A 21,838-nucleotide genomic window follows, 5' to 3' on the forward strand; every position below is an offset into this window, starting at 1 on the left:
GGCGGCGTAGTCTGCGGAGCAGTGGGGGCAGTCGCGCTCACGGACGTTCGCGGGCATCGACGGGGAAGATCGCGGGGGAGCGATGAGCACGACCGACACCGGGTTCACGGCGATCACGCTGACCGAGGCGGAGCTGGACCGCTATGTCACGCACGCGCCGACGCGCGGCCTGCTCGGCGGCCCCGGACTGCCCGCGGACACCGACCTGCTGACCTTCTCCCCGCTGCGCACCCACGGTCTGCGCACGCTCGCCGACGCCGCCGACGGCCCCTTCCGGCTGGCGGAGGAGCTGCGCGGCCGTCTGGTCATAGGCGAACTGCTCAACCCGGCCGGCATGGAGCGCGAGTCGATCCTGCTCGACGGAGCCACGGGCGAGGTCACGACGGCCTACCTCTTCGACCCCTCCGTCCCCCGCCCCTTCGCCCCCTCCCTCGCCACGCTCCTGCGCTTCGCCGCGGTGACCGAGGAACTGGCGGGCCTGCGCGGCCGTTTCGCGTCCCTCGCGGGCCGGTACGGCCCCGGGACGGCGGCCGAGGCGACCCGCCGGCTGCTCTCGCTCTTCGCGGAGGGCGCGGACGGCGAGGTCCCGCCGTACTGGAAGGCGGCGGCCCTGATCCGCCCGCTCGCCCTGGTGGCCGGCCCCGGCACGGCGTCCGGCCTCACCCTGGACGTCCCCGCGCGTGTCCTGGACCAGGAGTTCGGGCACGGCCGGGTGACCCGCTTCGAAGAGGTCGACTTCCCCACGACGCTCACGCACGAGCCGACGCGCCGCTTCCTGCGCGAGACGGGCCTGCCCGAGGAGACGGTCCTGTTCAGCGCCGACACGGACGTCCCCCTCCCGACCCTGTGGGAGTACTACGCCGAGGAGTGCCCGGGCGACTTCCCGCCGGACGAACTCCCCGCCCACGCCGACCACTTGATCCGCCTCGGCGCTCTGGTCGAGGACAACAGTCTGGTGGTCGACGGCAGAACGGGCGCGGTGCTGACCTTCAGCGAGCCGGACGCGGCGCTCCACCCTCTGAACACGGACGTCTCCACCCTCGCCTTCACGCTCTGGCTGCTGCACCACGAACGCACCATCAGCAGTCACCTGCACCACGAGCTGACGACCCCGGCCTACGAACAACTGGCCGCCGCCATGATCCACACCCTGGCGGCCGTCGACCCCACGGGCGCATCACCCGGCACCGACTGGCACTACTGGACGGAACTCTTCCAGGACGAAGCGGGCGGAGTGCTCTGAGGCACCCCGCCCGAAGTCCGGCAGGGGCGCCGACATGCGATCACCAGTGGATCAACCTACGGTTGCTTTCGAGGCGTCAGGGGTGGGTTCCGTTGTCGCCCGCTCCTCGAAACAGGGATCTGCTCATTGTCTGTCCTCCCGGGTCTGCCCTCCCGGCAAGGAGTGATCATGTCCAGTGCCGCCCGACGGCGAGTTCCCCGCATCATCGGCGAATCGTGCCTGGTCGCAACGCTTGCTCTTTTCCCGGGTGTTGCTTCTCCCGGTGCGCAGGCGCATTCGCTGGCTCCGGCGAACGACCAAGCCCAGACCCTGGAACGCGGCACGCTCCCGCCCCTGGAACAGGGGCAGAGTACGAACGTCGTGATGCCCTCGCTCGGGGAGTCCGTCACCGAAGCCACTGTTGGTTCCTGGCAGAAGAAGGTGGGCGACACCGTCGTGGCCGGCGAGTCGCTGGGCTCGGTCTACACGGACAAGGCGGAAGTGGAGATCGAAGCGCCGGTCTCCGGTGTCCTGCGCGAGATCGTCGTCGGTGAGAACGAGACCGCCAAGGTCGGTGACACGCTGGCCGTCATAGGCCCTCCAGAAGCCTCCAGCCGCAGCGGAGAATGAAGGTCGAACGACCGGAAGGGCGGCACCCCGCACGGGTGCCGCCCTTCCGTTTCGCCTGGCCAAGGCGTCGGAGGCCGTGGCGGGAATCGAACCCACGTAACTCGCTTTGCAGGTTTGTCTGTGCTGGTCAGGGCATGGTCCGGGGTCGTTCAGAGGGGTTCAATCCCGTGCGGACGGCACGGTCGGCGATGCTGAGTGGACGGTCATGAACGACCGCGTACGGCTGCGAACGAGACGGAAACTGAGACGGGCGCGCGGTGCCAGGCCCGCATGGATGGGCAACCGCGAGACGGGTTGCGGCCGGTCGGATGCCGCGGTAGGTAGCGCAACTCCGAGGACGCTGTCACAGCCGAACCGTAGGCTTCTGCCATGGAAAAGTGAGCCATATCGCGGGACGACGTTCTGAAGACCATGCAGGAGTACGACGCGTTGGGGGGACCAGAGTTCCTCAACTTGTACGGCTTCAAAGCAGCCAGGAAGTTCCTCATCCTGCACGACGGCAAGGAGTACGACTCCAAGGCCATCGCGGCCGTCGCTCACAAGCACCAGCACGGCAGGCCCCTCACCTGGCAGGAGCTAAGTGGAGGCGTAGGCCACGCCGTTGACTGGCTCAAGCGCGAGGGGTTCAAGATCGGTGTATCGCGCAGCCCGAAGTGGACTCGCGACGAACTGATCCTGGCTTGTGACGTCGTCGCGCGGAACGGCTGGCAGGGCTTGTCTGCCTCCGATCCGCGCATTGCGGAGCTGTCCGAACTCCTTCAGCTTCTGGGCGCCTATCCTCCCGAGGAGCGAGCGGCTGAGTACCGCAACCGCAACGGTGCCGCCTTGAAGACGATGAACATCGCCAGCTTTCATCCGGACTACCCGGGCACCCCGACGAACGGCGGGCAGCTGGACCGCGAGGTATTGCAGGATTTTCTTGCACGCCCGGAGGAGATGGCGCGGGCCGCGGTGCTGCTGCGTGAGGGGCTGCGCTCTGGGACTCTTCAGCCCGTGTTGCCCGAGGACGACGGAGCTGATGACGATGACGTCAGCGCACCGGAAGGCCGCGTGCTCTACCGCCGCCACCTCACACGCGAACGGAACAAGAGGCTCCGCCTGAAGAAGATCACTGCTGTCCTGAAAAAGGGCGGCATCCTGGCCTGCGAGGTATGTGCCTTCGACTTCAGCGCGGTCTACGGTGAGCGTGGGCAGGGCTACATCGAGTGCCACCACGTGGTGCCGCTTCACGAGGCAGGAGAGGGCACGACGAGGCTCGCAGACCTTGCCCTGATCTGTTCGAACTGCCACCGCATGATTCACCGCTGCGCGCCGTGGCCCACGCCGGCAGAGCTGCGTGAGTTGGTGCAGGAGCAAGCCCGTGTAGTGGCAGCGGCCGTACCGAAGCCGCGGCTGACGCCGACCGACACGCACCTCCTTGCCACCTGAGCGATGCCCAGTGCGCGTTCCTGTCCCACCCGGAGCACTGAATCCGGCACGGACAGACGGACAAACCCAGAGGGCCGGACCACTCTTGCCGTCCGGCTCTCTGGGCTGGCGGAACTAGTTAGGGGGTGTCCCCCAACACGCTTTCCAACTGTCCGCGTGGCTGTACGGGGGCGTACGCACGGGTTCGCGAGGCAGGTCAGAGGGGGTGCGCGTACGGCGGTGAACGGTGGCGGCCGTCAGCGCACTGGACAAAGACCAGGACAACGAGATCAGGTACGGGCGACTACCCCGACGAACTCGGCCCCTTTGTGGTTGCTCACGACGAAGTCGAAGCCGTGACCTGCCGCGCAGGTCAGTTCCACGCTGAGGTATCCGCCTCTGGTACCGAGCGGGCTTCCGCCGCTGTCGCGGTCGGGATGCACTGTGACCGCCTCGTGGTCGGCGCCGACCTCCCCCTGTTCCACTTCCGCGATCCCGCACGCAGGGCAATTGAGCTGCCACTGCATGCTCCACCTTCCTACGTCCCGCTGCACTGGAACGAGGATTCCGTCGTGACTCTGAGGCACGTTTCCCTCCAAACGGGTGCGGTCCGTTCCATGACAGCTGACCGTTGATCCCCGCGCATGGCTTTTGCTGATCTGGCTCAGTAGTCGTCGCGTAGCGTCCGTTGTGTGCTGGCACTCTTCGACCTCGACAACACCCTGATTGACCGACAGGGCGGCTTGGACGCATGGGCGGGTGCCTTCGCTCGCTCCCGTGGATGCCGGATCAGGCCGCGGCGCTCGTGACTGCCAGGCTGCGAGACCGGGCGTACCCCGAAGACTTCGATTACCTGCGAGACGTCCTACGGCTCGCGGAGGGCACTGAGGACCTGTGGCGTGAGTACGTCGACGGAGTGACTCGGTCGGTGCGCTGCTTTCCCGGGGTCCTGGACGGTCTCCAAGGGCTCCGCCGCGAGGGATGGACACTGGGGATTGCGACAAATGGGGCGGTCGATATCCAGCGCGCCAAGCTTGACGTGACCGGGCTCACCGGGCTCTTCGACGGAGTCACTATCTCGGAAGGCGTCGGAGCACGGAAGCCAGAGCGCGCCCTCTTTGATGCCGCAGCCGCGGCCTGTGGCGTCCCGCTGAGCGCCGGAGGGTGGCTGGTGGGTGACAACCCCACGACGGACATAGCGGGTGCACAGGCGGCCGGACTGCGGGCCGCCTGGGTGGCCGGCGGCCGTGAATGGACCGACGGCCCCCCGTGAGCCCGACCTCATCGTGTCGAGTGCCGCGGAGGCCATCGCGATGTTGCGGAGCTAGGTCGTGCCGCAACCAGGACACTCGCCTAACTTCAGTGCATGGACTTCAACATCACCGCGGAAGAGGAGGCCTTGGTATTCCATGTGGCCTCCCTCCTTCAGTCTGGCCTCTCCCCCACGGATGATGACCTGGTGGAGGAGCTGGGCGATGAGGTCCGCCCTCTCCTCCAGTCCCTCGTGGATAAGGGCTGGCTCGTCATCGACAAGGAGCGAGAGCTGACGTTGTCGGTGATCGCGCGGGCTGCGGTGTCCAGCCGGAAGGATGTGGAGGGACCTTAAGCCGTGCCCGACACCCGCTGTCCGCGCTGCGGCGGCCCGCTCGGTGAACGGCCCGCACGTTCCCGGCTGACCGTTGATCGAGAGGTGTTCATCTGCACCACGTGCGGGACGGAGGAAGCCGTGCGCGAGGCCCAGGGCCAGGCGCCCGTGCCGTTCGGCGAATGGACCCTGAACTCATAGCCACCGGCGGAGAAGCCATACGTCGTACATGGGAAGGTCCCCGCTCCATTCGGAGCGGGGACCTTCCCATGTCACCAGGCACTGACAGGTCGGCAGGGCCCAATCAAGACCGCGCGACCCGACAGCAGAGCGACGGATCTACGACTACCGCCTCTCCGCCGGCCGGGGGCCCGTTCCGCCCCCTGGCCGCCCACCCGCGTCCGGGGGCAGAGACTCATGTCCCAGCCCGGACCGACGTTCCGCGTCGGGCCCGTACGCCGGGAGTTCGAGACCATCCAGTACGGGCCCGACTCTCGGCGACGCCTGAATTCTGGTCGGGTAGTCCGGGGTTGAGATACCCCGGGCTACCCGACCGCTCTTTGGCCGCCACTCGTCACTCTGAGTTAGGCCGCCAGGGGTGGGCGGGCAGGAGTTGTCAACTCGTTCAGGCTGAGCTGCGGCCTGGTTACGCTCCACCCCACGTCTGTATGTTCCAACTCTGGCCGCTCACGCCGGCCATGCTCCACTGCTGGGCGCGGGCGCCGTTCCCAAAGCTGGAGTTCTCGATTTCCAGAACCTTGCCGCTGTTCTTGTTCTGCAGGTACTCGCCGCCGTCAGGAAACGTGATCGTGCGCCAGAGCTGGGTGTCGACGCCTTGGGTGCATTGCCACTGCTGGGCCGGGGCGCCGTTGTCCATGCGGGAGTCGGCGATCTCCAGACATTTGCCGCTGGAATTCACGATCCAGAACCATTCAGAGGACCCTCCGTTCGAGCCGTTCCAGATGAAGGCCCACTTGGCGCCCTGCTGCCCCGAACATCCCCAGCCCTGCGCACGGGCGCCGTTGTCCTGGCTGGAGTTCTCAATTTCCAGGCATTGCGTACCGCGCGAGAGGCTCGCGTTCGTCCAGTTGCTGGCGGCACTGGGCGTAGCCGAGGCCACGACCACCAAGGTGGCAGCGGCGGCGAGTGTCATGGCTTGTGGGACAAAGTTACGCACAGGTTCTCCCCGTTACATTCCGTGTACGGCACACGGTAACGGTCATGATCATAGTTCGCTACCCAGGCAGAGAGCCCGCCAAGGCCTGCTGATCCCTCAAGCCGGGCTGCCGCAGGCCGAATCGTGTGCTGTCGCCCGGCAGCGGCACCGGTCTAACGACCTCACCCGCGATTGACCGTGGCTGCACCGAACTCGTCCTCGTCCGCACCATGGCCTGCTGAATCACCCACCAGCCGAACCCCGCTAAGACATCGTTTCCTTTGGCGTGATCGCTCGTTGAGCCGTGCATGACGGATCTGGTGGAGCGGTTGGTGCCGGACGAGTTGTGGATGCTGTTTCGGCGGGTGGTCCCGCCGACGGAGGTCACACGCCCGCAAGGCGGCGGGCGACGGCGGGCCGGTGACCGCGAATGCCTGGCGGCGATCATCTTCGTGGCCACCTCGGGCTGCACTTGGCGGCAGCTGCCGCCGGTGTTCGGTCCGGCCTGGCCCACGGTCTACCGGCGCTTCGCCCAGTGGAGCCGGAACCGGGTCTGGGCCCGGCTGCACCGCGTCATCCTCGACGAACTCGGAGCCCGAGGCGAGCTGGACTGGTCGCGGTGCGCGATCGACTCCGTCAGCCTGCGGGCGGCAAAAGGGGGCCACTGACCGGACCGAATCCGACCGACCGCGGCAAGCCGGGATCAAAAATCCACCTCATCACCGACCGAAACGGCGTCCCGCTGTCACTGGGCATCTCCGGCGCCAACCTGCACGACAGCCTCGGCCTGCAGCCGCTGGTGCGTGGGATCCCGCCCATCCGCTCCCGCCGCGGACCCCGCCGCCGGCGTCCGGCCAAGCTCCATGCCGACAAGGGCTACGACTACGATCACCTGCGGAAATGGCTCCGCGAGCGTCGCATCCGCCACCGCATCGCCCGCAAGGGCATCGAGTCCTCCACGCGGCTCGGCCGTCACCGCTGGGTCGTCGAGAGGACGGTCTCCTGGCTGGCCGGCTGCCGCCGCCTGCACCGCCGCTACGAGCGAAAGGCCGAGCACTTCCTGGCCTTCGTCGGCATCGTCGCAGCTCTCATCAGCTACCGCCGACTCACCAACTGAAACGACGTCTAAGACCGTGAAGAAGCCCGGCAAGGCGTGGACGGTCAAGGCGTGGCTGACACACTGGGTTGAGAACGTCGCCCCCCTCGCCGTCAACGACAACACGATGGTCGGGTACGGCGTTGCGGTCCGGAAGCACCTCATCCCCGGCTTGGGCGCTCACCGTCTCGACAGGCTCAAGCCCGAGCACATTGAGGCGTTCTACGCCAAGATCCAGGCCAACGGCAGCAAGCCCGCGACTGCTCACCAGGTACATCGAACCTTCCGTACCGCCCTCAATGAGGCCGTACGGCGTGGCCATCTCGGCAAGAACCCCGTTCAGTTGGCCAAGGCCCCGAAGACGGGGGAGTACGAGGTGGAGCCCTACAGCGTCCAAGAGGTGCAGCGATTGCTGAAGGCCGCTGACCAGCATCGCAACTCCGCACGGTGGGCCGTCGCGCTCGCCCTCGGATTGCGTCAAGGGGAGGTGCTGGGGCTGAAGTGGGACGACGTGGACCTTGAGGGTGGATTCCTCGTTGTCCGCCGTAGTCGCCACCGGCCGCAGTACGCCCACGGGTGCGCGGAGCCTTGCGGACGCAAGGCCGCCGGGTACTGCCCGCAGAGGCGACGAACCAACCCTGAGTTGTCCACCACCAAGTCGCGTGCCGGCCGTCGCGCGGTCGGTCTCCCCGAACAGCTCGTTGACCTACTCCGTGCGCACCTCAAGGCGCAGGAAGCGGAGCGAACGGAGGCCGGGAAGTGCTGGGAGGGCAACGGTTTGGTCTTCCCGGATGAGCACGGCCGTAGCCCGTCCCACCGCCGGGACTGGGCTGTGTGGAAGGCTCTTCTGACAGAGGCGAAGGTCCGCGACGCGCGGTTGCACGACGCGCGCCACACGGCTGCGACGGTTCTTCTGATCCTTGGTGTCCCTGAGCGGGCCGTCATGGGCCTCATGGGTTGGTCGACCACGGCTATGGCCGCGAGGTATCAGCACATGGTCGACGCGGTGCGGACCGACATCGCGAGGCAGGTGGACGGTCTGATCTGGAAGACCGAGACGGACAGGCCGGATGATGACGGCGACGGCGACGGCGCGGGTGCGCTCGTGTCGGCTGAGTGATCCAGAAAGTGAACCAAAGCAGTGAGTGGTGAATCACGGGTCCACTGCTCACTGTCTTGCCCAGCACCTGTCGTGCTGCAACGCCCTGCGTCCAGGTTGGGGGGAGGGCATGATCGCACTCATGGATCAGGGGATAGCAGCCGTACTGGGGGCGGGAGTTGGCATCGCAGGGACCCTCGGGTCGGCGTTGCTTGGCTACGCCACGGCTAGGCACCAGGCACGAGACCAGGGGCGTGTTGACCACGGGTTCAGGCTGCGTGACGAGCGTAAGGAGGCGTACCTGGCGTTCCTAGAAGTAGAGGAGAGATTGGCAATCCTGTTTCGCGAGATCAGGTTCGCTCTCTGCGCAGACGAAGACTCGATACCGGATTGGCTCTACATAGAGACGCGTGAGGACGCTGTTTCCGCAGATCTAGTGGAGCTGTCGCGACGTCGCACGCGCGTCACCCTCGCTGGCCCAAGGGGCGTCGATGCAGGTGCGGCAGCCCTATGTGCCGTGTTCTCTTCTGCGGCGCGTTACGTAGGTGGGTTGTCCGGTGACGATGAACTGATCGCTCGCAGTCAGCCGCGGTTGGATGCCCTCTCGTGTGAGATCGAAACCGCCCGACAGGAGTTCGCGGATGCGGTGCAACTGGTTCTAGCGAAGCCACCCCTGTAATCGGTTAAGGGTGCCCTTGCAGAGCCTCTACTTGGCCGACTGAGACGGCAACTGAGACGGATAGCCGAAAGGGAGGCACCCCGTTTGGGGCGCCTCCCTTTCGTTTTGCCTGGTCAGGCAGTCAGAGGCCGTGGCGGGAATCGAACCCACGTAACTCGCTTTGCAGGCGAGTCCCTAAACCACTCGGGCACACGGCCGTGTGCGTGGGAATGAACCTACGGGCGGTCGTGGAGCGGGTTCAAGGGAAACGCCGGGGCTGCAACGGTACTGCCACACCGCGTTCATGAAACGGGGGCGTACGACCAAGGTCGCAGGCCGGACGGGACTCGCGACAGGGGTCAAAGTGGGTTGCGGACCTTACTCTGGCGGGCATGACCGCCCTGGAGCCCCGCGACGCCGACGCCGTGACCGAAGCCGCCGACACCGCAGCCGGGGGCGTGCTGAGCCGGTCCTATCGGGCGCTCAGCGTCGGGATCGTCTCCGTCGTGCTGCTCATCGCCTTCGAGGCGACCGCCGTGGGGACCGCGATGCCGGTCGCCGCGCGGGAGCTGGACGGGGTGGCGCTGTACGCGTTCGCGTTCTCCGGGTACTTCACCACCAGCCTCTTCGGCATGGTGCTGTCCGGCCAGTGGTCCGACCGGCGCGGCCCCCTCGGCCCGTTGAGCACCGGCATCGCGGGCTTCGCCGCCGGACTTCTCATAGCCGGCACCGCCCGGACGATGTGGATGTTCATCCTGGGGCGGGCCGTGCAGGGGCTGGGGGGCGGGCTGGTCATCGTCGCGCTGTACGTCGTCGTCGGCCGCGCCTACCCCGAGCGGCTGCGCCCCGCGATCATGGCGGCCTTCGCGGCGGGCTGGGTGGTCCCCTCCATCGTCGGCCCCCTCGCCTCCGGCGCCGTCACCGAGCACCTCGGCTGGCGCTGGGTCTTCCTCGGCATCCCCGCCCTCGTCGTCCTCCCGCTCGGCCTCGCCCTGCCGCAGATACGGCGCCGGGCGGCCGGACCGGTCCAGGCCGGCACGGGCAACGGCTCCTTCGACCGGCGGCGCATCCGGCTCGCCCTCGGCATCTCCCTCGGCGCCGGACTCCTCCAGTACGCCGCCCAGGACCTGCGCCCACTCGCCGTGCTCCCCGCGCTGGCCGGTACCGCCCTCCTCGTGCCCGCCGTCCTCGGGCTCCTCCCGCGCGGCACCTACCGGGCGGCCCGCGGTCTGCCCTCCGTCGTCCTGCTGCGCGGACTGTCCGCCGGTTCCTTCATCGCCGCCGAGTCCTTCGTCCCCCTGATGCTCGTCACCCAGCGCGGGCTGTCGCCGACGCTCGCCGGGTTCTCGCTGGCGGCGGGCGGCCTGACCTGGGCACTGGGCTCGTTCGTGCAGTCCCGGCCGCGCCTGGCGCCGTACCGGGCACGGCTGATGACCGTCGGGATGGTGCTGGTCGCCGCCGCCATCGCCACCGCGCCCACGGTGCTCGTGCACTCCGTGCCCGTCTGGATCGTCGCCGTCGCCTGGGCCTTCGGCAGCCTCGGCATGGGCCTGGTGGTCTCCTCCACCAGCGTCCTGCTGCTCCAGCTGTCCGCCCCGCAGGAGGCCGGCGCCAACTCGGCCGCGCTGCAGATCTCCGACGCCCTCTCCAACGTCGTCCTGCTCGCCACCACCGGCGCCGCCTTCGCGGCACTCGGCGGCGGCAGCACGGCGGCCACCACGGCCACTGCCGACGGCGGCACCCATCCCACCGCCTTCGCGGCCGTCTTCCTGCCCATGGCGGGCGTGGCACTGGCGGGGGCGTGGGTGACCCGGCGGCTGCGGGAGCGGTGAATCGCCGGCCGCCGGCATACGTCCTGCTCATCGACGGGACCCCCGGCGCGGAGGGTCACCCGGCGGTGATCGCGGAGGCTGTGACGTGGATCCCACCCACGGGTTGCCCGGCCTTGTCCGGGCGTTGACGGAGGCGCGGCGCCGGTAGGGTGGCCCGGTTGTCATACGTAGCCGAGCCCCCTACCCCTTGATCCACGGAGACCGTGACTACCACCGCCGCTTCCTCCACCCAGTCCCACCACCTCTCGCCCGCCTTCCCCGGCCGGGCCCCCTGGGGTACCGCCAGCAAGCTGCGTGCCTGGCAGCAGGGGGCGATGGAGAGGTACGTCCAGGAGCAGCCGCGCGACTTCCTCGCCGTCGCCACGCCCGGCGCCGGCAAGACGACCTTCGCGCTGACGCTCGCCTCCTGGCTGCTGCACCACCACGTCGTGCAGCAGGTGACCGTGGTCGCGCCGACCGAGCACCTGAAGAAGCAGTGGGCCGAGGCCGCCGCCCGGGTGGGGATCAAGCTCGACCCGGAGTACAGCGCCGGGCCGCTCGGCAGGGAGTACGACGGCGTCGCCGTCACCTACGCCGGTGTGGGCGTGCGGCCCATGCTGCACCGCAACCGTGTGGAGCAGCGCAAGACCCTCGTCATCCTCGACGAGATCCACCACGCCGGTGACTCCAAGTCGTGGGGCGAGGCGTGCCTGGAGGCCTTCGAGCCCGCCACCCGACGGCTCGCCCTGACCGGTACGCCGTTCCGGTCCGACACCAACCCCATCCCCTTCGTGACGTACGAGGAGGGGCAGGACGGCATCCGCCGCTCGGCCGCCGACTACACCTACGGCTACGGCAACGCCCTCGCCGACCACGTCGTGCGGCCCGTCATCTTCCTCTCCTACAGCGGCAACATGCGCTGGCGTACGAAGGCCGGGGACGAGATCGCCGCCCGGCTCGGGGAGCCGATGACCAAGGACGCGGTCAGCCAGGCCTGGCGGACCGCGCTCGACCCGCGCGGTGAGTGGATGCCCAGCGTGCTGCGCGCCGCGGACCAGCGGCTGACCGAGGTCAGGAAGGCCATCCCGGACGCCGGCGCGCTCGTCATCGCCTCCGACCAGGACTCCGCCCGCGCCTACGCCAAGCTGATCCGCGAGATCACGGGGACGAAGGCCACGCTGGTGCTGTCCGACGACACCGGCGCCTCGAAGCGGATCGACGACTTCAGCGAGAGCAACGATCGCTGGATGGTCGCGGTGCGCATGGTGTCCGAGGGCGTCGACGTGCCGCGACTGGCGGTGGGTGTCTACGCCACCACCATCTCCACGCCGCTCTTCTTCGCGCAGGCCGTCGGGCGTTTCGTGCGGTCCCGGCGGCGCGGCGAGACCGCGTCCGTGTTCCTGCCGACCGTGCCCGATCTGCTGACCTTCGCCAACGAGATGGAGAAGGAGCGGGACCACGCCCTCGACAAGCCGAAGAAGGAGGGCGAGGAGGACCCGTACGCCGAATCCGAGAAGGAGATGGAGGAGGCGAACAAGCAGCAGGACGAGGACACCGGCGAGCAGGAGCAGTTCTCGTTCGAGGCGCTGGAGTCCGAGGCCGTCTTCGACCGGGTTCTCTACGACGGTGCCGAGTTCGGTATGCAGGCGCACCCCGGGAGCGAGGAGGAGCAGGACTACCTCGGCATCCCGGGTCTGCTCGAACCCGACCAGGTCCAGCTCCTGCTGCAGAAGCGGCAGGCCCGGCAGATCGCGCACAGCAAGAAGAAGCCGGACACCGAGGCCGACCTGCTCGAACTGCCCGCCGAGCGGCGGCCGGTGGTCTCGCACAAGGAGATGATGGAGCTGCGCAAGCGGCTCAACACCCTGGTCAGCGCGTACGTCCACCAGAGCGGCAAGCCGCACGGGGTGATCCACACCGAGCTGCGCCGGGTCTGCGGCGGACCGCCCAGCGCGGAGGCCACGGCCGGACAGCTGCGCCAGCGCATCGCCAAGGTGCAGGAGTGGGCGACGCGGATGAAATGACCCCCGCCCGCTCGACTGGACTCGCCGGACCAAGAGGTCGCTGTCACAGGGCTCTGCCCCGTGCACCGTGGGTGGAGTGGCCTGGGTGGGGGCGGGTGGTCGGCGCAGGTCCGTTCCGGTCGGATCTGTCCAGGGGGGCGAGCGGAGCCCCTGCGCGTGTGTGCGTATCCGGACGAATCCAGGCAGGCCGGATACGGTCTTGCCCGGATTCTGGACGGAGACTTCCGCTCAGCGAACTTGCTTCGCTACTGTCCCGCTACGCACACGCCCCGTGGCAGCGTCGCCGCGGAGCGCAGCCGTGAAGCGACTGGCCCGGAGCCGCCGAGCCGTCCTGTCGATCGGCGGCCTCTGAACGCGTCGCCGACGGGACTCGGCCACGCATCCGTCGCTCAGGGGCCTGCCGGCCTCACCACCGAAGGAGTGGGCGTCGTGACCGCGGAGACCTCTCAGACGCTCGACCGGGGACTGCGTGTCCTGAAGCTGCTGGCCGACACCGACCACGGGCTGACCGTCACCGAGTTGTCCACCAAACTGGGCGTGAACCGTACCGTGGTGTACCGGTTGCTCGCCACCCTCGAACAGCACGCCCTCGTACGGCGTGACCTGGGCGGGCGAGCCCGGGTCGGCCTCGGGGTGCTGCGGCTCGGCCGGCAGGTGCACCCGCTGGTACGGGAGGCGGCGCTGCCCGCGCTGCGCTCGCTCGCCGAGGACATAGGGGCGACGGCCCATCTGACGCTGGTGGACGGGACCGAAGCGCTCGCCGTCGCCGTGGTCGAGCCGACGTGGACCGACTACCACGTGGCCTACCGGGCCGGTTTCCGCCACCCGCTGGACCGGGGGGCCGCGGGCAGGGCGATCCTCGCCGCCCGCCAGTCGCCCACCGTCGACCCCGGATACACGCTCACGCACGGCGAGTTGGAGGCCGGCGCCAGCGGGGCGGCGGCGCCGCTGGTCGGGGTCACGGGGGTCGAGGGCAGCGTGGGCGTGGTGATGCTGGCGGACTCCGTACCGGAGCGGGTGGGGCCGCGGGTGGTGGAGGCCGCGCGGGAGGTGGCCGAGGCGTTGCGCTGAGCCGTGACCGCGGTGACCGCCGTGATGGCCGGCGGCCGCTAGGCCCGTTCGGCCAGCACCCTCAACTGCAGCCACAGCACCAGCCGTTCGTCCGGATCGGCCAGGTCCACCCCCGTGTGCTGCTGGAGTTGCCGCAGGCGGTAGCGGACGGTGTTGGGGTGTACGGCCAGCAGGTGCGCCGCGCCCGCCATGTCGCAGCCCGCCGTGAACCAGGAGACCAGCGTACGGGCGTACTCCGTGCCGTGCCCGGCGTCGTACGCCAGCACCCTGCGCCACGCGCCCGCGTTCAACTCCCGGCGTTCGCCCATCGCTTCGGCCAGTGCGAGCAGGGTCACCCGGGCCCGTACCTCGTCCGCCGTGGCCACCGGCAGTGCCGCGTCCAGGACCCGGAGCACCAGGTCCGCGTCGGCCCGTGAGTCCGCGAGCCCGGCCGCGTCCGCCGCGACCTCGCCGAGCGCTGCCCGTACCGGCACCCGCAGCGCCTGCCCGGCCCGCGCCACGACGTCCTCGGCGAGGCGCTTGTGCCGCTCGCCGGGGCCGGGCAGCACCGCGTACACCACCCCGTCGACCAGCACGCCCGCGTGCCGCCCGTAGCGGGCCTCGCAGTGCAGGCGTACCGCGTCCAGCAGCCGCAGTGCCGTGCGTTCGGCGTCCGGGACGCTTCCGGCGCGGTCCAGGTCCAGGACGAACGCCGCCACCCGCGCCCGACCGACGACTCCCAGGCGATGTGCGGCCGTTGCCGGGTCCGGCGTCGTGCCGTCGAGCAGCCGGCGCAGCAGTTCGCCGCCCCGGTGCCGGGCCAGCTCACGGGCCGCGCGCGCCCGCAGCAGGAGGAGGGCCGCCGTGGACGCGCCCTGGGCGAGACTTTCCTCGGCGTCCGGGGCGAGCCCGCCACCGTCGATCACCCACACCGAGCCGAGCGTCTCGCCGCCGGCCCGCACCGGCATCGCCAGCCGGGGCAGGTCGGCGTCCGACAGCGGGGCAAGCCTGAGCGGCCGGTCCGCGGCGAAGAGGCGCCGGTACTGCTCCGTGTTCTCCGCGCTCCCCGGCACCTGCCGGCCCAGGATGCCCTGCCTGCGGTCCTCGTCCACCGGCTGGCCGGACACGGCCGAGTAGGCGAGGATCCGCTGCCGGGTGTCCTCGATGGCCGTGGCCCCGCCGGTCGCCGTGGCGATCGCGTCGGCCAGCGCGAACAGGTCGCCGAGTCCGGTGTCGGCGGCGACGGCGGCGGGCCGGACGGCGATGGCCGAGGCCAGCAGGAGATGCACGTGGTGCCAGGCGGCGTCCTCGGGGACCGACAGCAGCGCCACGCCCTGTGCCTCCGCCTCCGCGACCGGGCCGTCCGGACCCCGCACCACCACCCCGGTCAGCCCGGCCTGCGCCGCCGCCCGCAGCAGCGGCCCCGTCCGCGCCGCCGGCACGCCCACCGCCAGCAGCAGCGCGCCGGGCAGCCGGGGGAGCGGGGTACCACCGTCGTGCAGTACCGCCTCGGTGACCGGCACCCCGGGCCCGGCGGGGGCGGTGTGCAGATGCAGGGCGGCGTCGCCGACGGCGTCCAGGAGATCGCCGAGTGTGCACGCGTCCATCAGCACCTCACCAGCACCTGCTTTGTCCGATCGTGAAACGAACCTATGTCCGTCTTGGCCGTGGGGACAACACACGGTGGCCCGCCCGCTCCGACACTCGTGGCATGACAGCAGGAGTCACCCTCCGTACCGTCCACGACGTCGCCGGGCTCGCGGCCGTGGCCGACTACTTCAGCGACGTCTGGCGCACCCCGCGCACCGCCCCGCCCTATCCGGCCGAGGTCCTGCACAGCCTGGTGCACGCCGGCGGTGCCGTGCACGCCGCGTACGACGGGCCGCGGCTGGCCGGGGCGGCCGTCGCCGTGCTCGGCGCCGGGGACAGCACGTACTCGCTGGTGGCCGCCGCCGACCGGGGTCTCGGGCACGAGGTGAAGCTGGCCCAGCGCGCGTGGGCGCAGGGGCGCGGCGCCCGCACCATGCGCTGGACCTTCGACCCGCTGGTCGGCCGCAACGCCCGCTTCAACCTGGCCAAGCTGGGCGCCGCCGGCACGGAGTACCTGGTCGACTTCTACGGCCCCATGGCCGACGGCGTGAACGACGGCGACGAGAGCGACCGGCTGACGGTGACCTGGGAGCTGGGGGCGCCGCGACGGTCGTACGGCACCACGGATCACCAGGGGGCTCCGGTGGCCGGCCCCGCCCCCGACGGCGGCCCCCTCGTCCGGCGCGACGACCGCCGTCTCTGGTGCCGGGTGCCCGATGACGTCGTCGCGCTGCGGGCGGCCGACCCGGCACTGGCGCTGCGCTGGCGACACGCGGTGCGCGAGGTGTTCGTGGCGGCGTTCGCGGACGGGTTCCGGGCGACCGGGATGTCCCGCGACGGCTGGTACACGCTGAGCCGGGCCGAGGAGGGCGCGTGAAGCTGGAGCGCGTCGAGATCGTGCACATCGCGATCCCGCTGGTCACCCCGTTCCGTACGTCCTTCGGGACGATGACCACGAAGGACACCTTCCTCCTGCACGTCGTCACCGACACGGCCGAGGGCTGGTCGGAGTTCGCCGCCGACCCCGAGCCGCTGTACTGCTCGGAGTTCGTGGCCGGCGCCGAGCTGGTGCTGCGCGACTTCCTGGTCCCGCGTGCGGCCGCCCTGCCGCAGCTCGGCACCGCCGCGCTGGCTCCCGCGCTCGCGAGGACCAAGGGTCACGAGCTGGCGAAGGCGGCCCTGGAGACGGCCGTACTGGACGCCGAGCTGCGGGCGTACGGCATGCCGCTCGCCACGTATCTGGGGGCGGTACGCGACCGGGTGCCCGCCGGGGTGTCGGTCGGGATCAGGAACTCGCTGCCCGAGCTGCTGGACGACGTCGAGCGCCACCTCGCCGAGGGCTACGTCCGGATCAAGCTGAAGATCGAGCCCGGCTGGGACGTCGAGCCGGTCCGCGCGGTCCGTGAGCGCTTCGGCGCCGAGCTGCCGCTCCAGGTCGACGCGAACACCGCCTACACCCTCGCGGACGCGGAGCATCTGCGGCGGCTGGACGCGTTCGGGCTGTTGCTGATCGAGGAGCCGCTGGAGGAGAACAACCTGTACGCCCACGCCCGGCTCCAGCAGCGGCTCACCACCCCCGTCTGCCTGGACGAGTCCCTGCACCACGCCCGGGACACCGCCGCCGCGATCGCCATGGACGCCTGCCGGGTGGTGAACGTCAAGCCCGCCCGGGTCGGCGGCTACCTCGAGGCCCGCCGGGTGCACGACGTGGCGCGGGCGCACGGGGTGCCGGTGTGGTGCGGGGGCATGCTGGAGACGGGCATCGGCCGCGCCCCGAACCTCGCCCTGGCCGCCCTGCCCGGCTGCACGCTCCCCGGGGACACCTCCGCCTCCGCCCGCTATTTCGCCGAGGACATCACCGAGCCCTTCGTCCTCGAGGACGGCCACCTCCCGGTCCCGACCGGCCCCGGAATCGGCGTCGAACCGCTGCCGGAGGCGCTGCGCCGGTTCACGCGGGGGCGACGGGACCTGTACGCGGCATAAGGCACAGGTCGTAGTCGCGTTAGATTGATCCCGTGTTCTCACGTCTCACGCGTCCCCAGGCCGTAGCCGTCTGCGCTGTGCCCGTCGTGGCCCTGCTCGCCACGGCGGCGTTCGCGCCGCTGCCGTTCTCGGTGGCCCAGCCCGGGATGACCGCGAACGTGCTCGGTGAGAACCAGGGCACCCCGGTGATCACCGTCTCCGGCGCGCCGGTCCGCAAGAGCACCGGCCAGCTGCGGATGGTCACCATCGAGGCGACCGGTCCGGACGCCCAGGTCTCCCTCGGTGACGTGATCGGCAACTGGTTCCGCACCGACCGGGCCGTGATGCCGCGCGACGCCGTCTACCCGAGCGGTGACACCGTCAAGGAGATCGAGCAGCACAACGCGGCGCAGATGCAGCAGTCCCAGGACGCGGCGACACAGGCGGCGCTGAAGTACCTCGGGCTGAGCGCCGACAAGGTCAAGGTCACGCTGAAGCTCGCCGACGTGGGCGGGCCGAGCGCGGGCCTGCTGTTCACGCTGGGGATCATCGACAAGCTGGACGGCGACGGCAGCGGCGGCGAGCTCACCGGCGGGCGGACCATCGCCGGCACGGGCACGATCGACGCCGACGGCACGGTCGGCGCGGTCGGCGGGGTGGCCCTGAAGACGCAGGCCGCCCGGCGGGACGGGGCCACCGTCTTCCTGGTGCCGAAGGCCGAGTGCACCGATGCCAAGGCGGAACTGCCGAAGGGCCTCAGGCTGGTCCCGGTCACCACGCTGAAGAGCGCGGTGAACTCCCTGACGGCCCTGGACACGGGCAAGGGATCGGTCCCGAGCTGCTAGCCCGGCCCCCGCGCCGCTACTTCACGAACCCCTCCTTCTTCATCCAGTCCAGCGCCACCTGGTGCGGATCCTGGCCGTCGACGTCCACCTCGGCGTTGAGGGTCTGCGCCACCGAGTTGTCCAGCTTCTTCGTGACGGGCTCGATGACCTTCGCGATCGCCGGCCACTTCTCCAGCGCCTTGGAGTTGATCTCGGGGGCCGCGTTGTAGTTCGGGAAGAACTTCTTGTCGTCTCGCATCACCGCCAGGTTCATGGACCTGATCCGTCCGTCGGTGGTGAACACCTCCCCGTAGACGCACTTCCCCTTGGCCACCTGCGTGTAGATGATCCCGGTGTCCATCTGCGTGACGTTCTGCGCCGGCACGCTCATCCCGTACGCCTTCTCCATGCCGGGCAGCCCGTCGGCCCGGTTGGCGAACTCGCTCTCCACGCACAGGGTCACCGCGCCCGGGTCCTTCTTCGCCAGCGCGGCCACGTCGGACAGCGTCGTCGTGCCGTACTTCTTGAAGTTGGCCTGGTTCATGGCCAGGGCGTAGGTGTTGTTCAGCCGCGCGGGCGGCAGCCAGGTCAGCCCGTTCTTCAGGTCGGCGTCCCGCACCGCCCGCCACTGCTGCTCCGGGTCGGGGATCGGATGGCTGTTGCCCAGATACGTGATCCAGGCCGTGCCGGTGTACTCGTACATGGCGTCGGCGGACCCGCGCTTGACCGCTTCCCGCGCCCCGACGGATCCCTGGATGCCGGTGCGGTCCAGCACGTCCGCGCCGGCGGCCTGGAAGGCGATCCCCATGATCGCGCCGAGGACGAGCTGCTCGGTGAACTCCTTGGAGGTGACGGTGAGACGGGCGCCCTTGAGCGGCTCGCCCGTCCCGATCGTGCCGGGCCGCACGTCGTCGGTCATGGGGGAGCCGCTCGTCAGGCCGCAGCCGGACGCCAGCACCAGCCCCGCCAGTGTCAGACGCGCGCCGCGGCTCATGTCCCCACCTCCAGTCCGCGCGGTCGCAGCAGCACCTCGGCCAGCGAGGCCAGCCAGTCCACCAGCAGGGCGAGCGCCACGGTGAGCACCGAGCCCAGCACCAGCACCGGCATCCGCTGGTTGGTGATGCCGGTGGTGATCAGCACGCCCAGGCCGCCGCCCCCGCCGAAGGTCGCCAGGGTCGCCGTACCGACGTTGAGGACCAGGGCCGTCCGCACGCCCGCGAGGATCAGCGGGACGGCGAGCGGGAGTTCGACCCGGCCCAGCACGCCGAGCGGGGACATCCCGATGCCCCGGGCCGCCTCCAGCAGGGTGGGGTCGTTGGCCTTCAGACCGGCGATCGTGTTGGACAGGACCGGCAGGATCGCGTAGATGATGATGCCGATCAGGGCGGCCTTCGTACCGGTGCCGAGCCAGATCACCAGCAGCGCCAGCAGGCCGATCGCCGGGGTCGCCTGGCCCATGTTGGCGAAGGCCATCGCCACCGGGGCGGCCTTGCGGAAGGTCCGCCGGGTGAGCACGATGCCCAGCGGGATCGCGATGATCAGCACGAAGAACGTGGAGATCGCCGTCAGCTTCACGTGCTGCCAGAGCGCCTTGGAGACCTGGCCGCCCGCCAGTGCGTTCTGCGAGATCGTGTCCAGGCTCGCCTGCCGGAACCACAGCCAGGTCGCCAGCAGTACGGCGACGAGGAACGCGGGCAGGACCGTCAGCCGCTGCCAGGACAGGCGGCGCGCGGGCGGGCGCTGCGCCGGGGGCGGGGCCTCCTGCTCCGCCTCGCCCTCGTCGCGGAAGGCGAGCCCCTTGACCTCGTGCTCGCCCTCGGGGCGGGGGTCGGTGCTCATGCCTTCGTCACCCCTCCGGGTCCCTCCTGCTCCTGGTGGGTCTGCTGGGCGCGGGCCTCCTCCAGTTCGTGCTGGTGCTCCATGGCCTCCAGCCGGTCGGCCTCCAGCAGTTCGTGCACGGAGTTCATCAGCGTCTCCATGTCGACCACGCCGAGGTACGCGCCGCGCCGCCCGGTCACCGCGACCCGGCCGGCGTTGTCCGTGAGCACGGCCTCCAGCGCGTCGCGCAGGGTCGCGTCCCGGGTCACCGTGTCGTGCACGAGGGTGCCCGCGCGGGCCAGTGAGCCCCGGGCCCGCATCAGGTCGCCGCGGCGCAGCCACTTGTAGGGGCGGCGGCGTTTGTCGAGGAGCAGGATCTCGTTGGTGCCGCTCGCCCGGATCACGGTGAAGATCTCCTGGAGCGGGGTCTCCACGGTCACCGTCGGGTAGTCCCGCATCTCCACGTCCCGTACCCGGGTCAGGTTCAGCCGCTTCAGGGCCGCGCCCGCGCCGACGAAGCCGGAGACGAAGTCGTCGGCCGGGTTGGTGAGGATCGCCTCGGGGGTGTCGAACTGGGCGATGTGCGAGCGTTCGCGCAGCACCGCGATCCGGTCGCCCAGTTTGATCGCCTCGTCGAAGTCGTGGGTGACGAACACGATCGTCTTGTGCAGTTCGCGCTGGAGCCGGATCAGCTCGTCCTGGAGGTGGTCGCGGGTGATCGGGTCGACCGCGCCGAACGGCTCGTCCATGAGCAGCACGGGCGGGTCCGCCGCCAGCGCCCGTGCCACGCCGACCCGCTGCTGCTGGCCGCCGGAGAGCTGGCGCGGATAGCGGCCGTGGAACTCGCCCGGGTCGAGCCCGACGAGATCGAGCAGCTCCTCGACCCGGGACCGGATCCGCGCCCTCGGCCAGCCGATCATCTTCGGCACCAGGGCGATGTTCTGGGCGACGGTCATGTGCGGGAAGAGACCGGCCGACTGGATGGCGTACCCGACCTTGCGGCGCAGTTTCACCGGGTCGATGTCGGTGACGTCCTCGCCGCCGATGCGGATACGGCCGCCGGTCGGCTCGATCAGCCGGTTGATCATCTTGAGCGTCGTGGACTTCCCGCAGCCGGACGGGCCGACGAAGATGACCGTCTCGCCCGCCTTGATCTCCATGCTCACGTTGTCCACGGCCGGCTGCGGACTGCCCGGATAACGCTTGGACAGGTTCTCCAGCTCGATGGAGGCACCGTGGCTCTCGGCGGTGGAGGTCTCAGACACGGATCCCCCTGGGAATGGTCAGCCGCCCGACCAGGACGTACACAGAATCGAACAGAAGTGCGAGGATGATGATCCCGAGAGTGCCCGCGAGGACCTGGTTCAGTGCGTTCTTGCTGCCCAGGGAGGCGAGCCCACGGAAGATCTCGTTGCCGAGCCCGGGCCCGGAGGCGTAGGCGGCGATCGCGGCGATGCCCATCAGCATCTGCGTGGAGACCCGGATCCCGGTCAGGATCGGCGGCCAGGCCAGCGGCAGCTCCACCCGCACCAGCCGCATCGCCCGGGACATGCCGATGCCCCGGGCCGCGTCCACCAGCGTCGGATCCACCCCGCGCAGACCCACGATCGCGTTCCGCACGATCGGCAGCAGCCCGTACAGGGTCAGCGAGATCACCGTGGGCGGCACGCCCAGGCCGACGATCGGGACGAGCAGACCGATCATCGCGAGGGAGGGGATGGTGAGGATGGTGGAGGTGGCGGTGGTGGCCAGGTTGCCCGCCCAGTCGGAGCGGTAGGTGACCACCCCGATCAGCACCCCGATGAGGGTCGCCAGCACCATGCACTGGAACACCGCGCTGGCGTGCTGGTAGGCGTCGGTGAGCAACTGCTGGTGACGATTGCCCAGGTACTCCCAGAAGTTCACC

At 70.0% G+C, this 21,838-nt stretch carries 20 protein-coding genes, 1 tRNA gene and 1 pseudogene; 14 read left to right on the plus strand and 8 right to left on the minus strand.

What is annotated here, in order from left to right; translation table 11 throughout:
* The first annotated feature begins 82 nt into the window (after positions 1 to 82).
* From ADK64_RS33460 to ADK64_RS33470, 3 genes are all read left to right on the plus strand, one after another.
* A complete protein-coding gene (locus ADK64_RS33460) occupies positions 83 to 1,243 on the plus strand; it encodes an SUKH-4 family immunity protein (RefSeq protein WP_053665309.1) in 1,161 nt (386 codons plus the stop codon).
* Between the two features lie 168 nt (positions 1,244 to 1,411).
* On the plus strand, positions 1,412 to 1,852 hold the full coding sequence (locus ADK64_RS43905) for a biotin/lipoyl-containing protein (protein ID WP_078993003.1): 441 nt from the start codon (positions 1,412 to 1,414) through the stop codon (positions 1,850 to 1,852).
* Positions 1,853 to 2,263: 411 nt separating this feature from the next.
* The gene (locus ADK64_RS33470) at positions 2,264 to 3,280 is read left to right on the plus strand and encodes an HNH endonuclease (protein ID WP_078993004.1); all 1,017 of its coding nucleotides are present in this window, start codon (positions 2,264 to 2,266) and stop codon (positions 3,278 to 3,280) included.
* Positions 3,281 to 3,549: 269 nt separating this feature from the next.
* On the opposite strand, the gene ADK64_RS33475 is transcribed toward ADK64_RS33470, so the two are convergent.
* Positions 3,550 to 3,786, minus strand: coding sequence for a hypothetical protein (locus tag ADK64_RS33475; protein WP_159046397.1), 237 nt, complete (start codon positions 3,784 to 3,786; stop codon positions 3,550 to 3,552).
* A 254-nt stretch (positions 3,787 to 4,040) separates the two neighbouring features.
* Here ADK64_RS33475 and ADK64_RS33480 point away from each other — a divergent pair, with 254 nt between their 5' ends.
* Together ADK64_RS33480 and ADK64_RS33485 are read left to right on the plus strand one after the other, a co-directional pair.
* Complete coding sequence (locus tag ADK64_RS33480) at positions 4,041 to 4,532, plus strand: HAD family hydrolase (protein ID WP_234384805.1); 492 nt, start codon at positions 4,041 to 4,043, stop codon at positions 4,530 to 4,532.
* A 93-nt stretch (positions 4,533 to 4,625) separates the two neighbouring features.
* Complete coding sequence (locus ADK64_RS33485; protein ID WP_053665315.1) at positions 4,626 to 4,865, plus strand: hypothetical protein; 240 nt, start codon at positions 4,626 to 4,628, stop codon at positions 4,863 to 4,865.
* Positions 4,866 to 5,490: 625 nt separating this feature from the next.
* Here the strand turns inward: ADK64_RS33485 and ADK64_RS33490 are convergent.
* The gene (locus ADK64_RS33490; RefSeq protein ID WP_053665317.1) at positions 5,491 to 5,997 is read right to left on the minus strand and encodes an RICIN domain-containing protein; all 507 of its coding nucleotides are present in this window, start codon (positions 5,995 to 5,997) and stop codon (positions 5,491 to 5,493) included.
* 311 nt (positions 5,998 to 6,308) lie between these two features.
* On the opposite strand from ADK64_RS33490, the gene ADK64_RS33500 reads away from it, so the two are divergent.
* The 3 genes and pseudogenes from ADK64_RS33500 to ADK64_RS33510 all read left to right on the plus strand — a co-directional run bounded on the left by ADK64_RS33500 (position 6,309) and on the right by ADK64_RS33510 (position 8,874).
* Positions 6,309 to 7,117 (plus strand): IS5 family transposase gene (locus ADK64_RS33500; RefSeq protein WP_107093161.1). Its coding sequence is split into 2 segments (ribosomal slippage): positions 6,309 to 6,656 and positions 6,659 to 7,117, totalling 807 coding nucleotides; the frame shifts between segments, so codons are not numbered across the junction.
* A 7-nt stretch (positions 7,118 to 7,124) separates the two neighbouring features.
* Positions 7,125 to 8,216: pseudogene (locus ADK64_RS33505) on the plus strand (tyrosine-type recombinase/integrase); the annotation flags it as partial.
* A 109-nt stretch (positions 8,217 to 8,325) separates the two neighbouring features.
* Complete coding sequence (locus tag ADK64_RS33510; RefSeq protein WP_053665322.1) at positions 8,326 to 8,874, plus strand: hypothetical protein; 549 nt, start codon at positions 8,326 to 8,328, stop codon at positions 8,872 to 8,874.
* 125 nt (positions 8,875 to 8,999) lie between these two features.
* Here ADK64_RS33510 and ADK64_RS33515 read toward each other — a convergent pair.
* Positions 9,000 to 9,071: transfer RNA gene (locus tag ADK64_RS33515), tRNA-Cys, on the minus strand.
* 174 nt (positions 9,072 to 9,245) lie between these two features.
* Here ADK64_RS33515 and ADK64_RS33520 point away from each other — a divergent pair.
* The 3 genes from ADK64_RS33520 to ADK64_RS33530 all read left to right on the plus strand — a co-directional run bounded on the left by ADK64_RS33520 (position 9,246) and on the right by ADK64_RS33530 (position 13,759).
* A complete protein-coding gene (locus ADK64_RS33520) occupies positions 9,246 to 10,685 on the plus strand; it encodes an MFS transporter (protein WP_053665324.1) in 1,440 nt (479 codons plus the stop codon).
* 203 nt (positions 10,686 to 10,888) lie between these two features.
* On the plus strand, positions 10,889 to 12,688 hold the full coding sequence (locus tag ADK64_RS33525) for a DEAD/DEAH box helicase (protein WP_053665326.1): 1,800 nt from the start codon (positions 10,889 to 10,891) through the stop codon (positions 12,686 to 12,688).
* Positions 12,689 to 13,117: 429 nt separating this feature from the next.
* Positions 13,118 to 13,759: an IclR family transcriptional regulator gene (locus tag ADK64_RS33530; protein ID WP_053665329.1), complete on the plus strand. Its 642-nt coding sequence runs from the start codon at positions 13,118 to 13,120 to the stop codon at positions 13,757 to 13,759.
* A gap of 38 nt (positions 13,760 to 13,797) precedes the next feature.
* On the opposite strand, the gene ADK64_RS33535 is transcribed toward ADK64_RS33530, so the two are convergent.
* Positions 13,798 to 15,345 (minus strand): PucR family transcriptional regulator, encoded by a 1,548-nt coding sequence (locus ADK64_RS33535; protein ID WP_053665785.1) that lies wholly within the window; start codon positions 15,343 to 15,345, stop codon positions 13,798 to 13,800.
* Between the two features lie 104 nt (positions 15,346 to 15,449).
* Between ADK64_RS33535 and ADK64_RS33540 the strand changes: the two genes are divergently transcribed.
* From ADK64_RS33540 to ADK64_RS33550, 3 genes are read left to right on the plus strand one after another with little or no spacing between them, the layout of a single operon-like run.
* Positions 15,450 to 16,205, plus strand: a complete 756-nt coding sequence (locus ADK64_RS33540; protein WP_053665331.1) for a chorismate synthase — start codon at positions 15,450 to 15,452, stop codon at positions 16,203 to 16,205.
* Positions 16,202 to 17,311, plus strand: a complete 1,110-nt coding sequence (gene menC, locus ADK64_RS33545; protein WP_053665332.1) for an o-succinylbenzoate synthase — start codon at positions 16,202 to 16,204, stop codon at positions 17,309 to 17,311. The genes ADK64_RS33540 and menC overlap by 4 nt, the downstream gene beginning before the upstream one ends.
* A gap of 32 nt (positions 17,312 to 17,343) precedes the next feature.
* The gene (locus ADK64_RS33550; protein ID WP_053665334.1) at positions 17,344 to 18,135 is read left to right on the plus strand and encodes a S16 family serine protease; all 792 of its coding nucleotides are present in this window, start codon (positions 17,344 to 17,346) and stop codon (positions 18,133 to 18,135) included.
* Positions 18,136 to 18,151: 16 nt separating this feature from the next.
* On the opposite strand, the gene ADK64_RS33555 is transcribed toward ADK64_RS33550, so the two are convergent.
* Genes ADK64_RS33555 through ADK64_RS33570 form a run of 4 tightly spaced genes read right to left on the minus strand, consistent with a single transcriptional unit; the run spans position 18,152 to position 21,837 of the window.
* Positions 18,152 to 19,108 (minus strand): glycine betaine ABC transporter substrate-binding protein, encoded by a 957-nt coding sequence (locus ADK64_RS33555; RefSeq protein ID WP_053665336.1) that lies wholly within the window; start codon positions 19,106 to 19,108, stop codon positions 18,152 to 18,154.
* Positions 19,105 to 19,953 (minus strand): ABC transporter permease, encoded by an 849-nt coding sequence (locus ADK64_RS33560; RefSeq protein WP_053665338.1) that lies wholly within the window; start codon positions 19,951 to 19,953, stop codon positions 19,105 to 19,107. The genes ADK64_RS33555 and ADK64_RS33560 overlap by 4 nt, the downstream gene beginning before the upstream one ends.
* On the minus strand, positions 19,950 to 21,197 hold the full coding sequence (locus ADK64_RS33565) for a betaine/proline/choline family ABC transporter ATP-binding protein (RefSeq protein WP_053665340.1): 1,248 nt from the start codon (positions 21,195 to 21,197) through the stop codon (positions 19,950 to 19,952). The genes ADK64_RS33560 and ADK64_RS33565 overlap by 4 nt, the downstream gene beginning before the upstream one ends.
* Entirely contained in the window at positions 21,190 to 21,837 is a 648-nt protein-coding gene (locus ADK64_RS33570) for an ABC transporter permease (protein ID WP_053665341.1), read from the minus strand. Before ADK64_RS33570 ends, ADK64_RS33565 begins: the two co-directional genes overlap by 8 nt.
* Position 21,838 lies beyond the last annotated feature (1 nt).

This window comes from Streptomyces sp. MMG1121, from assembly GCF_001280015.1.
Lineage (GTDB): Bacteria > Actinomycetota > Actinomycetes > Streptomycetales > Streptomycetaceae > Streptomyces.

What these genes read in the sequence shown, in the direction of transcription:
- ADK64_RS33460 (WP_053665309.1), top strand. Translation starts at nt 83, where the DNA reads ATGAGCACGACCGACACCGGGTTCACGGCGATCACGCTGACCGAGGCG.
- ADK64_RS33555 (WP_053665336.1), bottom strand. Translation starts at nt 19,108, where the DNA reads ATGAGCCGCGGCGCGCGTCTGACACTGGCGGGGCTGGTGCTGGCGTCC.
- ADK64_RS33510 (WP_053665322.1), top strand. Translation starts at nt 8,326, where the DNA reads ATGATCGCACTCATGGATCAGGGGATAGCAGCCGTACTGGGGGCGGGA.
- ADK64_RS33560 (WP_053665338.1), bottom strand. Translation starts at nt 19,953, where the DNA reads ATGAGCACCGACCCCCGCCCCGAGGGCGAGCACGAGGTCAAGGGGCTC.
- ADK64_RS33480 (WP_234384805.1), top strand. Translation starts at nt 4,041, where the DNA reads ATGCCGGATCAGGCCGCGGCGCTCGTGACTGCCAGGCTGCGAGACCGG.
- ADK64_RS33470 (WP_078993004.1), top strand. Translation starts at nt 2,264, where the DNA reads ATGCAGGAGTACGACGCGTTGGGGGGACCAGAGTTCCTCAACTTGTAC.
- ADK64_RS33475 (WP_159046397.1), bottom strand. Translation starts at nt 3,786, where the DNA reads ATGCAGTGGCAGCTCAATTGCCCTGCGTGCGGGATCGCGGAAGTGGAA.
- ADK64_RS33540 (WP_053665331.1), top strand. Translation starts at nt 15,450, where the DNA reads ATGACAGCAGGAGTCACCCTCCGTACCGTCCACGACGTCGCCGGGCTC.
- ADK64_RS33535 (WP_053665785.1), bottom strand. Translation starts at nt 15,345, where the DNA reads ATGGACGCGTGCACACTCGGCGATCTCCTGGACGCCGTCGGCGACGCC.
- ADK64_RS33520 (WP_053665324.1), top strand. Translation starts at nt 9,246, where the DNA reads ATGACCGCCCTGGAGCCCCGCGACGCCGACGCCGTGACCGAAGCCGCC.
- ADK64_RS33490 (WP_053665317.1), bottom strand. Translation starts at nt 5,997, where the DNA reads ATGACACTCGCCGCCGCTGCCACCTTGGTGGTCGTGGCCTCGGCTACG.
- ADK64_RS33485 (WP_053665315.1), top strand. Translation starts at nt 4,626, where the DNA reads ATGGACTTCAACATCACCGCGGAAGAGGAGGCCTTGGTATTCCATGTG.
- ADK64_RS43905 (WP_078993003.1), top strand. Translation starts at nt 1,412, where the DNA reads ATGTCCAGTGCCGCCCGACGGCGAGTTCCCCGCATCATCGGCGAATCG.